Annotated in this window: 10 protein-coding genes; 3 read left to right on the top strand and 7 right to left on the bottom strand. The window is 73.2% G+C overall.

What is annotated here, in order from left to right:
* Window positions 1-120: 120 nt before the first annotated feature.
* From pyrH to ABD841_RS19705, 6 genes are all read right to left on the bottom strand, one after another.
* Window positions 121-858: a UMP kinase gene (gene pyrH / locus ABD841_RS19730; RefSeq protein ID WP_344973601.1), complete on the bottom strand. Its 738-nt coding sequence runs from the start codon at window positions 856-858 to the stop codon at window positions 121-123.
* A 205-nt stretch (window positions 859-1,063) separates the two neighbouring features.
* Window positions 1,064-2,044, bottom strand: a complete 981-nt coding sequence (gene meaB / locus ABD841_RS19725; protein WP_344973598.1) for a methylmalonyl Co-A mutase-associated GTPase MeaB — start codon at window positions 2,042-2,044, stop codon at window positions 1,064-1,066.
* Complete coding sequence (scpA, locus tag ABD841_RS19720; protein WP_344973595.1) at window positions 2,028-4,220, bottom strand: methylmalonyl-CoA mutase; 2,193 nt, start codon at window positions 4,218-4,220, stop codon at window positions 2,028-2,030. The genes meaB and scpA overlap by 17 nt, the downstream gene beginning before the upstream one ends.
* Window positions 4,217-5,962, bottom strand: coding sequence for a methylmalonyl-CoA mutase family protein (locus tag ABD841_RS19715; protein ID WP_344973592.1), 1,746 nt, complete (start codon window positions 5,960-5,962; stop codon window positions 4,217-4,219). The genes scpA and ABD841_RS19715 overlap by 4 nt, the downstream gene beginning before the upstream one ends.
* A 156-nt stretch (window positions 5,963-6,118) precedes the next feature.
* Window positions 6,119-6,889, bottom strand: a complete 771-nt coding sequence (locus ABD841_RS19710) for a peptidoglycan recognition protein family protein (RefSeq protein ID WP_344973589.1) — start codon at window positions 6,887-6,889, stop codon at window positions 6,119-6,121.
* 352 nt (window positions 6,890-7,241) lie between these two features.
* On the bottom strand, window positions 7,242-7,682 hold the full coding sequence (locus tag ABD841_RS19705) for a nuclear transport factor 2 family protein (RefSeq protein ID WP_344973586.1): 441 nt from the start codon (window positions 7,680-7,682) through the stop codon (window positions 7,242-7,244).
* 409 nt (window positions 7,683-8,091) lie between these two features.
* Between ABD841_RS19705 and ABD841_RS19700 the strand changes: the two genes are divergently transcribed.
* Together ABD841_RS19700 and ABD841_RS19695 are read left to right on the top strand one after the other, a co-directional pair.
* On the top strand, window positions 8,092-8,754 hold the full coding sequence (locus ABD841_RS19700; protein ID WP_344973583.1) for a response regulator: 663 nt from the start codon (window positions 8,092-8,094) through the stop codon (window positions 8,752-8,754).
* Between the two features lie 42 nt (window positions 8,755-8,796).
* Window positions 8,797-9,900 carry a DUF5925 domain-containing protein gene (locus ABD841_RS19695; RefSeq protein WP_344973580.1) on the top strand — a complete coding sequence of 368 codons (1,104 nt, stop codon included), beginning with the start codon at window positions 8,797-8,799 and terminating at the stop codon, window positions 9,898-9,900.
* 54 nt (window positions 9,901-9,954) lie between these two features.
* Here ABD841_RS19695 and ABD841_RS19690 read toward each other — a convergent pair whose 3' ends face one another.
* Entirely contained in the window at window positions 9,955-11,280 is a 1,326-nt protein-coding gene (locus ABD841_RS19690) for an SWIM zinc finger family protein (protein WP_344973577.1), read from the bottom strand.
* A gap of 1,074 nt (window positions 11,281-12,354) precedes the next feature.
* Between ABD841_RS19690 and ABD841_RS19685 the strand changes: the two genes are divergently transcribed.
* A complete protein-coding gene (locus tag ABD841_RS19685) occupies window positions 12,355-12,720 on the top strand; it encodes a histone-like nucleoid-structuring protein Lsr2 (RefSeq protein WP_344973574.1) in 366 nt (121 codons plus the stop codon).
* Window positions 12,721-12,836 lie beyond the last annotated feature (116 nt).

The following is a 12,836-nucleotide window of genomic DNA, read 5'->3' as shown; positions in this document are numbered from 1 at the left end:
CGCACAATCGGACGAAACATGCCATTAATGCAAGATGCAGCACACTGGATTGACAAAATCTGACTTCATCTGTCAAAGTGACGTACGGTAGCCGACCCCCGGGTCCGTGCGACGGCCGCCTCAGGCGTACACCGTCTCCTTGACATCCCCGTCGATGACGGTGCCGTGGTGCTCACCCCGGCAGATCGCCGCCATGAGCCCCGGCTGCTCGATGTCGAAGACGTGCAGCGGCATCTCGTGGTCCCGGGCGAGGATGAAGGCCGACTGGTCCATCACCTGGAGGCGCTGGTGGAGCACGTCGTCGTAGGTGAGCATCTCGAAGCGGCGTGCGGCGGGGTTGTCCCGGGGGTCGCTGTCGTAGACGCCGTCGACGCCGTGCTTGGCGACCAGCAGCCCGTCGGCGCCGAGCTCCAGCGCCCGCTGGACGCTGGGATAGTCGGTCGTCAGGAACGGCTGCCCGATGCCGCACGAGAGGATGAGCATCGCCCCCTTCTCCAAGTGGTGGACCGCGCGCAGGCGGATGAAGGGCTCGGCCACCGTGTCGATGGGCACGGCGGTCATCACCCGCACGTCCCGCTCCCCCAGGGCGTTGAGCTTCCCGCGCAGGAGGAGGCTGTTGATCACGGTGGCCATCATGCCGATGTTGTCCGCCTCGACCCGGTCGATGCCCCAGGCCTCGGCCCGGTCACCCCGGAAGACGTTGCCGCCGCCGACCACCACGGCGATCTCCACGCCCAGCCTGCGGACCTTGACCACCTCGGTCGCCAGGTGCACCAGGGCCGCCGCGCTGAACCCGTAGTCGTCCTCCCCGGCGATCGCCCGCCCGCTGAGCTTGATGACGACCCGCTTGTACCTCATGGCTGCTCCCTCGCTTCCCGACGGCGTGACCGGCCACCCCGGCAAGGATAGGAGCGGACCGATCCGCCACCGCGGAGCGGGGGATCGTGGCGGGCCGTCGCGCCACCCCGGCGGCCGGGCGGGGGCCACCCGCTCGGCCGGGCGGACGCCGGGACGGGCGCGCCGCCCGGCGGGAAGGGCCGCCCGGCGGGAAGGGCCGCGGTCCTCAACGGGTGAAGGCCTCCAGCAGCCGGTCGGCCGCGAGAGACGAGGTGAGGGTCCCGTCCTGCACCTGACGCTCCACCTCGGCGGTGATCGCCGCGACCCCGGGGTGCTCCCGGAAGCGGGTCAGCAACCGGTCGGTGATCAACGCCCAGGTCCAGCGGATCTGCTGGCGGCGGCGCCGCTCGGCGAGCTCGCCGGAGGCCTCCAGGGTGTCGCGGTGGTGCACGATCTGCCGCCAGAGCTCGTCCAGGCCGTTGCCGGTCATCCCGCTGCAGGTCAGCACGGGCGGCGTGCGCTCGGCGCCCAGCAGGCGGAGCGCCCCGGCGAGTTCCCTGGCGGCCCTGCGGGCGTCCAGCTCGTGGGTGCTGCCCGCCGCCCCGTCGGCCTTGTTGATCGCGATCACGTCGGCCAGCTCCAGCACGCCCTTCTTGATGCCCTGGAGCTGGTCGCCCGTTCTGGCCAGGGTGAGGAGCAGGAAGGTGTCGACCATGTCGGCGACGGTCGTCTCGGACTGGCCGACGCCGACGGTCTCCACGAGCACGATGTCGTAGCCCGCCGCCTCGACCACGACCATCGCCTCGCGGGTCGCCCTCGCGACGCCGCCCAGCGTGCCCGAGGTGGGCGAGGGCCGGATGAAGGCGTTCGGGTCGGCGGCGAGGCGGGCCATCCTGGTCTTGTCGCCCAGGATGCTCCCGCCGGTGCGCGTCGAGGACGGGTCGACGGCGAGCACCGCCACCCGGTGGCCCTCCCCCGTCAGGCGTACGCCGAGCGCGTCGATGAACGTCGACTTGCCCACGCCCGGCACCCCGGTGATGCCGACCCTGCGGGCGGTCCCGGTGTACGGGGTCAGCTCGGCCAGCAGCCGCTGGGCCAGCTCCCGGTGGTCGGGCCGGGAGGACTCCACCAGCGTGATCGCCCGCGCGATCCACCTCCGGGAGCCCTCCTTCACCCCCTGGACGTAGTCGTCAAGCGCCGGCGCCATGACCCAGCCGGGTGAGCAGATCCGCCAGCAGCTCGCGGGCGGCGTCGGCGATCACGGTACCCGGCGGGAAGATCGCGCTCGCGCCCGCCGCGCGCAGCGCGTCGAAGTCCCCCGGCGGGATGACGCCACCGACGACGATCATGATGTCGCCGGCGCCCTGCGCGGCGAGCGCCTCGCGGAGCGCGGGCACCAGCGTCAGGTGCCCGGCGGCCAGCGAGGAGACGCCGACCACGTGCACGTCCGCCTCGACCGCCTGGCGGGCGACCTCCTCGGGCGTCTGGAACAGCGGGCCGACGTCGACGTCGAAGCCCAGGTCGGCGAAGGCGGTGGCGATCACCTTCTGGCCCCGGTCGTGGCCGTCCTGTCCCATCTTGGCCACCAGGATGCGGGGGCGGCGGCCCTCCAGGCGCCCGAACTCGGCGCACAGCGCGCGGACCTCCTCCACGCCGGACCCCACCTCCTCGCGGTACACCCCGGTGATCGTACGGATCTGGCCGGCGTGCCGCCCGAACACCCGCTCCAGCGCGTCGGAGATCTCCCCGACCGTGGCCTTGGCGCGGGCGGCCTCGATCGCCAGGGCGAGCAGGTTGCCGTCACCGGCGGCGCCCTTGGAGAGCGCCGCGAGGGCTTCCTCCACCCGCTCGGGGTCGCGCTCCTCGCGCAACCGGCGGAGCTTGTCGAGCTGCTGCGCGCGGACGGCGGTGTTGTCGACCTTGAGCACCTCGATGGGCTCGTCGGCGTCCGGCCGGTACTTGTTGACGCCGATGACCGGCTGGCGCCCCGAGTCGATGCGCGCCTGGGTGCGGGCGGCGGCCTCCTCGATGCGGAGCTTGGGCAGCCCCGCGTCGATCGCCCTGGCCATGCCCCCGGCGGCCTCGACCTCCTCGATGTGCGCCCACGCCCTGCGGGCCAGCTCGTGGGTGAGCCGTTCGACGTAGTAGGAGCCGCCCCAAGGGTCGATGACCCGGCAGGTGCCGGACTCCTGCTGGAGCAGCAGCTGGGTGTTGCGCGCGATCCGCGCGGAGAAGTCGGTGGGCAGGGCCAGCGCCTCGTCCAGGGCGTTGGTGTGCAGCGACTGGGTGTGGCCCTGGGTGGCGGCCATCGCCTCGACGCAGGTGCGGACGACGTTGTTGAAGACGTCCTGGGCGGTGAGGGACCAGCCGGAGGTCTGCGAGTGGGTCCGCAGCGAGAGCGACTTGGGGTTCTTCGCCCCGAAGGAGGACACCAGCCGCGCCCAGAGCAGCCGGGCGGCCCGCAGCTTGGCGACCTCCATGAAGAAGTTCATGCCGATGCACCAGAAGAACGACAGGCGCGGCGCGAACCTGTCGATGTCCAGGCCCGCCCCGACGCCCGCCCGGAGGTACTCCACGCCGTCGGCGAGGGTGTAGGCGAGCTCCAGGTCGCAGGTGGCCCCGGCCTCCTGGATGTGGTACCCGGAGATCGAGATCGAGTTGAACTTCGGCATCCGCTCGCTGGTGTACGCGAAGATGTCGGAGATGATCCGCATCGACGGTCCCGGCGGGTAGATGTAGGTGTTGCGGACCATGAACTCCTTGAGGATGTCGTTCTGGATGGTCCCGGCGAGCTGCTCGGGTGCCACCCCCTGCTCCTCGGCGGCCACCACGTAGAGCGCGAGCACCGGGAGCACCGCGCCGTTCATGGTCATCGACACGCTCATCCGGTCGAGGGGGATCCCGTCGAACAGCTGCCGCATGTCGTAGATGGAGTCGATCGCCACGCCCGCCATGCCGACGTCCCCGGCCACGCGGGGGTGGTCGGAGTCGTAGCCGCGGTGGGTGGCCAGGTCGAAGGCGACCGACAGGCCCTTCTGCCCGGCGGCCAGGTTGCGCCGGTAGAAGGCGTTGGACTCCTCGGCGGTGGAGAACCCGGCGTACTGCCGGATGGTCCACGGCTGGTTGACGTACATGGTCGGGTACGGCCCGCGCAGGAACGGCGCGGCTCCCGGGTAGGTCGCCAGGGAGTCGAGCCCGTCCAGGTCCGCGGCGGTGTACAGCGGCTTGACCCCGATCCCCTCGGGCGTCTCCCACACCAGGTCCGCGGGATCGCTCCCGGTGGCCTCCCGCACGGCCCGCGCCCACTCCCGGTGCTCCCCCTCGCCCGGCGCCGGGGCGGCGGGCCGGGGACCGAGCGGGATATCGGAGAAGTCGGGAATCATCGGGTCACCCCCAGGTCGTCGAAGGTCGTCCGGAGCACACCGAGCGCGTCGCACCCGGCGTAGAGGTTGGCGTCCACGCCTTCGAACTCTCCCTTCCCCGCCAGCCAGATCTTTCTCGCCCCCGCGCCCCTCAGCGCGGCGGCCACCGCCTCGGCGTGCTCGCCGTAGAGCCGGTCGCTGGAGCACAGGCACGCGACCGGCGTGCCGGCGGCGGCGAACGCGGCGGCGATCTCGGCGGGGTCGGTGGCGGCCCCGCCGGACACGGTGGCGATGCCGCCCGCCTGGAACAGGTTCGCGGCGAACGACGCCCTGGCGGTGTGCGCGGCCACCGGGCCGATGGTCGCCAGGAAGACCGACGGCCGGCGCTCCTGGGCGTCGGCCAGGTCACGCAGCGCCTCGAAGTCCTGCGCGTAGTGGACGCCGGGAGCCTCGGCGGGCCGGGGCTCCCGGGCGGGGAGCCGCTCGTCGAGGTTGGGGAACTCGCTGACGCCGGTGATCGGTTCGCGCCGCCTGGCGATGGCGGCCGAGCGCCGCTCCCAGGTGGCCGCGATCCGGCCGGTGACGAGCCCCGCGGTCAGGGCGGCGGCCATGCCCCCGGCGCGCTCGATCTCCGTGAACCACTCCCAGGCCTTGCCCGCCAGGTCCTCGGTGAGCCGCTCCACGTACCAGGAGCCGCCGGCCGGGTCGATCACCCGGGCCACGCCCGCCTCCTCGACGAGCAGCGCGTGGGTGTTGCGCGCGATGCGGCGGGCGAAGGCGTCCGGCAGGCCGAGCCGGGCGTCGAAGGGCTGCACGGTGACCGCGTCGGCCCCGCCGGTGCCGGCCGCGAAGCAGGCGAGCGTGGTGCGAAGCATGTTCACCCACGGGTCGCGGGCGGTCATCATGGCCGAACTGGTCACCGCGTGCTGGCGCTGCCCCGCCCCGGGCGCCCCGCACACCTCGGCGACGCGCGCCCAGAGCCTGCGCGCGGCGCGGAGCTTGGCGATGGTGAGGAACTGGTCGGCGGTGGCGGCGTAGCGGAACTCCAGCTGCCCGAACGCCTCCGGCACGGTCAGGCCCGCGCCGGTCAGGACACGCAGGGCGGCGACCCCGGCGGCCAGGGAGCAGCCGAGCTCCTCGGCGTCGCCGCCGCCCGCGTCGTGGTACGGGGTGGCGTCGACGGTGACCGCCCGCAGCCCCGGGAACCGCTCGGCGCAGCGGCGGGCCAGCTCGACCGCGGTCTCCGGATCGCCGAGCGCGTCGGCGCCCAGCGTGCCGGTGAGCGCCGTGACGCCCTTCCCCTCGGCCAGCGCGAACAGCGTCTCGGCCGCCTCGCGCGTCCGCTTGCCGGCGTCCAGCGCGACCGAGACGAGGTCCAGGTGGACCCGCTCCAGCACGCGGGGCAGGTCCTCGGGCTCCAGGGTGAGCCACAGGGAGGTGACGCCGTTCTCCAGGTCGGCGAGGACCGCCTCGGGATCGGGCACCTCGTGGCGCTGCCGGACGTCCCAGCTCCCGCCCTCGGGACGGGTGCCGCGCAGGTAGGGGGCGGTCCCGGGGAGACCGGGATCGCCGGGAAGATCTGAGGCGTCGTAGATCGGCGCGATCGTCACGCCGTCGTACGTGGTGGAGGCGAGCGCCTCCTCGGGGGAGCCGGTCTCGATTCCGGACTTGCGCAAGACCCCGAGCGCCAGCTCCCGCCATCCGTCACGCGTGATCGGCGGGAACTCTGGCGCTGGTCGAGGTTCCTCAGTCGGCACCGTCATGCACCGGATACTAGGCGCCACCGTGAGGCGAATCCGTGCCGGGTCCCGTTCAGCGGCCGGCAGAGGGCCGCGGGGGTGCCCGGGGTCACCCGGCGGGGTCGCGGAGGCCCCGCACGCCCGGGACGCCGCGGATCCCGGCGGGGGTCGCGGGGCCGCTCAGCTGACCGGTTCCTCCCAGGCGGCGTCCCAGGTCGCGCGGTCGACGGCGCCGGTGACGGGCAGGTCCTTCTCCTGCTGGAACTTGCGGCAGACGTCGCGGGAGGCGGGGCCGTACAGGCCGTCGACGTCGATGGTCCAGCCGCGCTCGGCCATCCGCCGCTGCCAGGTGCGGACGTCCTCGCCGCTCATGACCGGCGGGTACTTCAGCGTGCGGCCGGGGAAGGAGGGGTGCGGGTCGGGCGGGTCGGTGGGGCCGCCGCCGGGGCGGGGGGCGCCTCGCCTGACCCACGCGTACAGGGCCTCGCCGGGGCAGCTGGTCGAGTAGCCGTCGCGGTGGCCCTTGATCTCCCTGCCCGCGCCGCCCTTGTCCCGGAGGTACTCGACGGCGTCGAGGATGCCGTGCAGGAGGTCGTCGGTCGGCCGGGTCAGGCCGGAGGAGCCGACCAGGCCGAGCACCGCGTAGTGGCCGCTGTTGAGTCCGGGCCCGTTGGCGGCCGGCACGCGGCCCGGACCGCGGCCCTCGAAGACCTTGCGATGGGGACAGACCAGCATCGAATAGCCGACGTCGATCCATCCGTTGCCGTCCATGTGGTGGTTCTGGATCGACTTCACCAGGGCCACGCACTTGTTGTGGTCGTTGACGATGTCGGGGTTGACCTGGCCGCCGGTGTAGTGCACCTTCACCCCCTTGGTGGAGGTGAGGCGCCCGTAGGCGCCGCGCGGCGGGCGGGCGCCCCACTCGCGGCGGGTAACAAGATCGATGGCCACGGAAACATCTCCACTGTCTGAGCAATAGGGGCCTACCGGAGCGTAATGGCTGACGCGTCACCATATGGCGGGGTTGACCAACTGATCTCCTGACAGCTCGGGGCGCGCCAGAGCTCCTGCTCGTCATCGGGCGGTGGAACAGCCCGTCCCCTAACCCCCGCCTCCCGGCCTAAACGCGCCGGAACGCCGGCCACCACCCCGCCACCGCCCCGCTGTCACCCCGCCGCCATCATGACCACCCACGACGGCCCGGTCTCCGTCCGGCGCGGGTCGCCGAGCGCCCGCGGCGTGGCCGCCCACGCCCACGGACCTCCGGCTCCGGCCGGAAACCCCGGTTTTCACGGCGGGAACGTCAATCCAGGGAGCCGGCGAAGACCACGATCTCGTCGATGTCGCCCCTGGGGGTGACGTGCACCACGTCCGTCCCCGACAGCAGGATCCGGCCCGCGGCGTCCTCGTAGCGCCAGCCGAAGCGCGCCCACTCGTCCGGCGCGTCCACCCGGGTGGTGCGGACCATCCGGGTGGGGCCCGTCGGGTGCACCTGCACGACCTCGGTGATGAAGTCCTCGACGGCCTTGCGGCCGACGCCGCGGCCGAGGGGCCCCCAGAAGACGACGTCGGCGGCGAGGGCGCGGCTCAGCAGCGTGGCCCGCTGCTCCGGGTCGCTCGTGCTGGCCGCCGCGATGAAGGCGTCGACGGCGTGCACGTGGAGGTCGGCGGCACCGGGGTCGAGGGCGCGAGCACGCGGGTCGGCGGCACCGGAGTCGGGGGCGGGGAAAGCGTCGTCCGTCACCCGGTGATGGTAGCCGCCGGATCCGCGTCCGGGAGAGCCGTACCGCCCGCCGCGCGGACCCGGCACTCCGGGGAACGTCCCGCCGCGGCTCCGGGCCTTTTCGGAGGAGACCCGGCGGTGGACCGCCGGGGGGGGACGGCGGGGATTCAGCCTCGGGCGGATGGAGTGATGGAGCAGGCGGTGTCGCCGGCGGCCCGGCCGATCCGGTTCACGGTGGCCAGCACCTCGGCGGTGTCACCGATGACGGCCCCGCCGCGCGGGCCCCCGGTTCACCGTCCGGGCACGGCATCCCCGGCATGCGCGAACGCGCCGCCGCGTACGGCGGGACCCTGGACGCCGGCCCCCTCCCCGGTGGCGGCTGGCGGGTCTCCGCCGCCCTCGGCCTGGGCGCCGTCGGAAGCGATGCCCCGTGACGATCCGCGTCCTGCTCGTCGACGACGAGCCGCTGCTGCGCATGGCGTTCACCATGGTCCTCGACGCCCAGCCGGACATGGAGGCGGTCGGCGAGGCCGGGGACGGCGCCGAGGCCGTGCGGCTCGCCCGGCGGCTCCGCCCCGACGTCGTCCTGATGGACGTACGCATGCCCGGTACCGACGGGATCGAGGCGACCGGCCGGATCATCCGGGAGTGCCGGCAGACCCGAGTCCTCATCCTCACCACCTTCGACCTCGACGAGTACGCCTTCGCCGGACTGAGGGCCGGGGCGTCCGGTTTCCTCCTCAAGAACGCCCTGCCCGAGGAACTGCTCGCGGCGATCCGCAACGTCGCCGCGGGCGACGCGGCGGTCTCCCCGCGGATCACCCGCCGCCTGCTGGAGAACTTCGCCCACCAGCTCCCCACCGGCGGCGTCCCGGCACCCGACGAGCGGCTGCGGCGGCTCACCCCCCGCGAGCGGGAGGTGCTCGTCGAAGTGGCCCGCGGCCTGTCCAACGCCGAGATCGCCGCCCGCCTGCATCTGGCGGAGGCCACCGTGAAGACGCACCTGAGCAGGATCCTGCTGAAGCTGGAGCTGCGCGACCGGGTGCAGGCCGTGGTCTTCGCCTACGAGAACCGGCTCGTACGCCCGGCGTAAAACCCGTCGACCGGCGGGAGGGGGTAGAGGATCATTACCGGCATGTCAGTACTCAAGGAGGTCCACTTCACTCCTGAGCCGCGCCCGGCCGAGCTGCCGATGAAGGTCTGGCTCGACGACGGGGACTCGGCGGCCGACGTGATCGACGCGCTGGCCCTGTCCCCGTTCGCCACCGGGTCCCAGCCCTGGTCCCGCACCGCGAACCTGGAACGGGTCCGCCCCGAAGCCTCGCTGATGCCCGCCTCCGGGCAGGTCACCCGCGTCGCGACGGAGGACGGCCGCGAGGCGCGGCTGGTGTGCGGCGAAGGCTGGACGCTGCGCGTGATCCGCTACCGCAACCGCTCGGCCACGGTCAGCGTGACCGCGGTCGACGAGGAGCTGGCCCGCTCGGTGATCGAGGAGGTCACCGAGGGCGCCGAGGAGCCGGCTCCGGAGAACGACCACGTCGAGATGGGCTTCTGGTGGCTGACCTCCCACGGCAGCCGCCGCTCGGAGAAGCCGATCACGGCCTCCCCCTGGCGGGAGGTCAGCGGCAACTATCCGACGGCCCTCGACGCGCCGCTGACCCGCCTGATGTCCGTCACCCCCGCCGACGTGCACGGCAGGCTGATCCTGCTGCACGGTCCGCCGGGCACCGGCAAGACGACACTGCTGCGGACGCTGGCCCACGAATGGCGGTCGTGGTGCCAGGCCGACTGCGTGCTCGACCCGGAACGGTTGTTCAACTCGCCCGGTTACCTCATGGAGGTCGCGGTCGGCTCGGACGGCGACGACGACAAGAAGTGGCGCCTGCTGGTACTGGAGGACTGCGACGAACTGATCAGGTCCGGGGCCAAGGAGGCGACGGGGCAGGGCCTGTCCCGGCTGCTCAACCTGACCGACGGCCTGCTCGGCCAGGGCCGCGACGTGCTGGTCGCCATCACCACCAACGAGGACCTGGCCCGGCTCCACCCCGCGGTGGTCCGTCCCGGCCGCTGCCTCGCCCAGATCGAGGTCGGCCGCCTCCCCTACGACGAGGCCGTCCGCTGGCTCGGCACCTCCGAGGGTGTCTCCCCCGCCGGCGCCACCCTCGCCGAGCTGTTCGCCCTCCGCGAGGGCGTCGTCAACCACACCTCCGTCACCGAGAGCACCGGCCTCTACCTCTGACGCCCCGGCCGGTGTCACCGGCGCCGGTGAGGACACGGACCTCGTCCCGCGCGGTCATCGGCCGCTCTCCCGGGCGAGGATCCGTGCGGCGAGCACGTGCTTGCAGGGGCCTCGCGAGCCGCGGTGGTCGTACCACCACGGGCAGGTGCACGAGCCCTCGGCCAGTCCGACGTGGCGGACGCCGCCGTCCGTGGTCACCTCCGCGGAGTCGGGGCCGGTCAGCCGGACGGCGCCCGCGCCGACCAGCGCGCGGGCGGAGGTGAGTCTGGGGTTCAGCGCCGCCACGTGGTCGCGGTCGTAGGGCAGTTCGCGGTGGAAGTGCGCGGCCTCCGCGAGGTCGTAGCCGACCCGGCCGGCCGTGCCGAGCTGGGTGAGCGCGGCCCGGACCCGCTCCGGGGAGAGCCCGGAGCGCTCGGCGAGCACGCCGAGCTCCAGGGTGGGCTCGAAGTCGAGCAGCACGCCGACCAGGTCGGCGTCGTCGGCCACCCGGTCGGTGGACAGGTCGGCGAGGACGGCCCCCTCGCCGGAGAATCCGCGCCAGGTCTGCGGGGACAGGGCGAGGGTGTAGCGCATGCCGGGCAGTTCCAGCTCCCAGGCGCTGGACCCGGCGCCGTCCGCCGGGCCGTAGACGCGCAGCGCCTTGGCGAAGCGGAGCAGCGGCATCATCGTCGCCAGCCGCCCGACCCCGGCGAGGTGGACCCCGCCGGACGCGGCCCGCTCCGACAGCCGCAGCTCCCGGCCGGCGGGGACGGCCCACACCTCGGCCGCCGCCCTTCTGGGCAGGCCGCGCAGGAACCTGACGGCCTGCGGCCCCGCCAGCTCGGCCCGCAGGTCGAACCCGGCGGCGATCACCTGGACCTCGGCGAAGCCGCGCAGCCACCGGCCGGGCAGCGGCACCTTCTTCTCCACCACCGCGCCGTCGAGCGTGGTCACGGTGAGCTCGTCGGGGCCGACCCCGACGTGCAGCGGGTCGCGCCCGCCGACCCTGGCCAGCGCCTCGCGCAGCGGGTTGTTGACGTCGACGTTGGTGGTGCCCCGGTCGAAGACCTCGCCGTCGAGGGCGGGGCCCAGCACGTCCAGCCGGGCGTAGACACCGCCGCAGGCGGAGAACGACTCGAACCGGAGCCGGTCACCGCCGCAGGTCACGACGGGGTCGCGGGTGAACCCGGGCTGCGGCCGGTGGTAGCGCGCCAGCGCGACGTCGGCCACGGCCAGCAGCCCCGCCGCCGCGGGGGCCGCCTGGGTGAGCAGGCCGCTGAAGAACCTGGGGTGGTCCAGGAAACCCGTGGACGTCCGGCCGCCGGACGTGGACAGCCCGAGACGGCCGTCGGAGAGGGTGGAGGGACCCGCGTAGGAATACGCCTGCACTGCGCTTGTCATGCGTGGCACGGTAGAGATCGTCACCGACAGAATCCCCGGGGGCACGCCCGGCCGGTCGCCGGCGGCCGGCGGTGCCGCCGGGAACGGGCCGGCCACCCCCGGAACCGTGTATTCCGCCTGCGGCCCCCAAGGCTCACGCCGACAATTACAAGAACACCGATTGGTCCGCCGGGCGGTGGAACGGGCCAATCCGCGGCGGCGCCGCAAACGGCCGCCGGGCCATACCGTTCTCACAATGCAAGACGATCGGAATCACGGGGACGGCAAGGCGAGTCCTGCCTTACCCGAGGGCGCCGGCGAGACACCCCGATGTGATCGGTGTCCCCGTTCCCGGACTCCGCGCAAGACTCCCGATCCGCCGTGCCGACAAAGCCGCGGGCCGGACGCGCGCATTCCGGACCGTGGCCGCGCTATTTGTCGCCCGGAATCCGGAGCCCGTTCCGCTGCGGGCGCCCGGCGGGCGTGAATTGCCTCGCGCGGATCCGCGGCGCACGCCGGGGGGGCGGCGCCGCCCCGCGGTGTACCGGATCACCGACCGCTCCCCGGGGCCGCCGCCCGCCCGCCGGCCGTCATCATCCGACACCGTTATGAACTGCGGAAAGACGGTGAGCGCCCGGCGGGAGGACCCCGGGCCTGGAACGAGCACCGGCGACCGCGCCCGGCGGGCGAACGGCAGTGGGGCGATGGACCCGAGTGGCGGAAGTCGATTTCCCGCACGGAGGTGGCGGTGGAATCCCCCGGCAGGTCACGAAACCCCAAAGCGTCCCCGTACCATCGCCCCGAAAACCCGCCGCGGGTGTCATGGCCGTCTTGACGCGCAACACGTCCGGCCCCGTTCAGGAGTGGCGTCGTTTTTAATGCCCCCCGGCGGGAAGCAATTCCCAATGACACGTGACGGCCTCGGCCCGACCTTAAATAATTGTCCCGGGAGGGTCGGCCTCCGGCGGACGCGGGTTTCCCGTGCACAGCGGCGAAAGGAAGGACTAGAGTTTTACTCGCCGGTAGGAGACACGGAAGCCATCGTCGGCCGGTTCGCAGCCGCACACTCTGGCACCACGATTGAGGAGTGACACAATGGCACGTCAGCAAGTCGTCACGTTCACCGACGACATCACCGGGAAGCAGGCCGACGAGACGGTCTCGTTCGGCCTCGACGGCACCAGCTACGAGATCGACCTGAGCGCGAAGAACGCCTCCAAGCTCCGTGAGGCGCTGAAGCCGTTCCAGTCCGCGGCCCGCAAGGCGAGCACCTCCACGTCCCGCAGGGGCAAGTCGAAGGGCTCCGCCGCCAACCGCGAGCGCAGCGCCGAGATCCGGGCGTGGGCCAAGGCCCACGGGATCGAGGTGAGCGAGCGCGGGCGCATCGGAGGGAAGGTCGCCGCGGCCTTCGCCGCGGGCGACCCCAGCATTGCCAAGGCCGAGCCGGCGAAAGCGCGCTAGGCCGCGTCCGGCGAGTGGGGACCAGGCTCCCGGACCCTTGAGGGGTGCCGGCGTCGTAGCCGACCGGGAGCGCGGCGGCATGCCCTGATCGATCCTGCCCCGCCGGACCCTGCCCC

The sequence above is a fragment of the Streptosporangium fragile genome, assembly GCF_039534445.1.
Lineage (GTDB): Bacteria > Actinomycetota > Actinomycetes > Streptosporangiales > Streptosporangiaceae > Streptosporangium > Streptosporangium fragile.
This window is presented reverse-complemented; position numbering and strand designations above follow the sequence as displayed.

Bases quoted from the DNA above. Each gene is read 5' to 3' on its own strand.
- pyrH (WP_344973601.1), bottom strand. From the start codon at position 858: ATGAGGTACAAGCGGGTCGTCATCAAGCTCAGCGGGCGGGCGATCGCC.
- meaB (WP_344973598.1), bottom strand. From the start codon at position 2,044: ATGGCGCCGGCGCTTGACGACTACGTCCAGGGGGTGAAGGAGGGCTCC.
- scpA (WP_344973595.1), bottom strand. From the start codon at position 4,220: ATGATTCCCGACTTCTCCGATATCCCGCTCGGTCCCCGGCCCGCCGCC.
- ABD841_RS19715 (WP_344973592.1), bottom strand. From the start codon at position 5,962: ATGACGGTGCCGACTGAGGAACCTCGACCAGCGCCAGAGTTCCCGCCG.
- ABD841_RS19695 (WP_344973580.1), top strand. From the start codon at position 8,797: ATGTCAGTACTCAAGGAGGTCCACTTCACTCCTGAGCCGCGCCCGGCC.
- ABD841_RS19690 (WP_344973577.1), bottom strand. From the start codon at position 11,280: ATGACAAGCGCAGTGCAGGCGTATTCCTACGCGGGTCCCTCCACCCTC.
- ABD841_RS19685 (WP_344973574.1), top strand. From the start codon at position 12,355: ATGGCACGTCAGCAAGTCGTCACGTTCACCGACGACATCACCGGGAAG.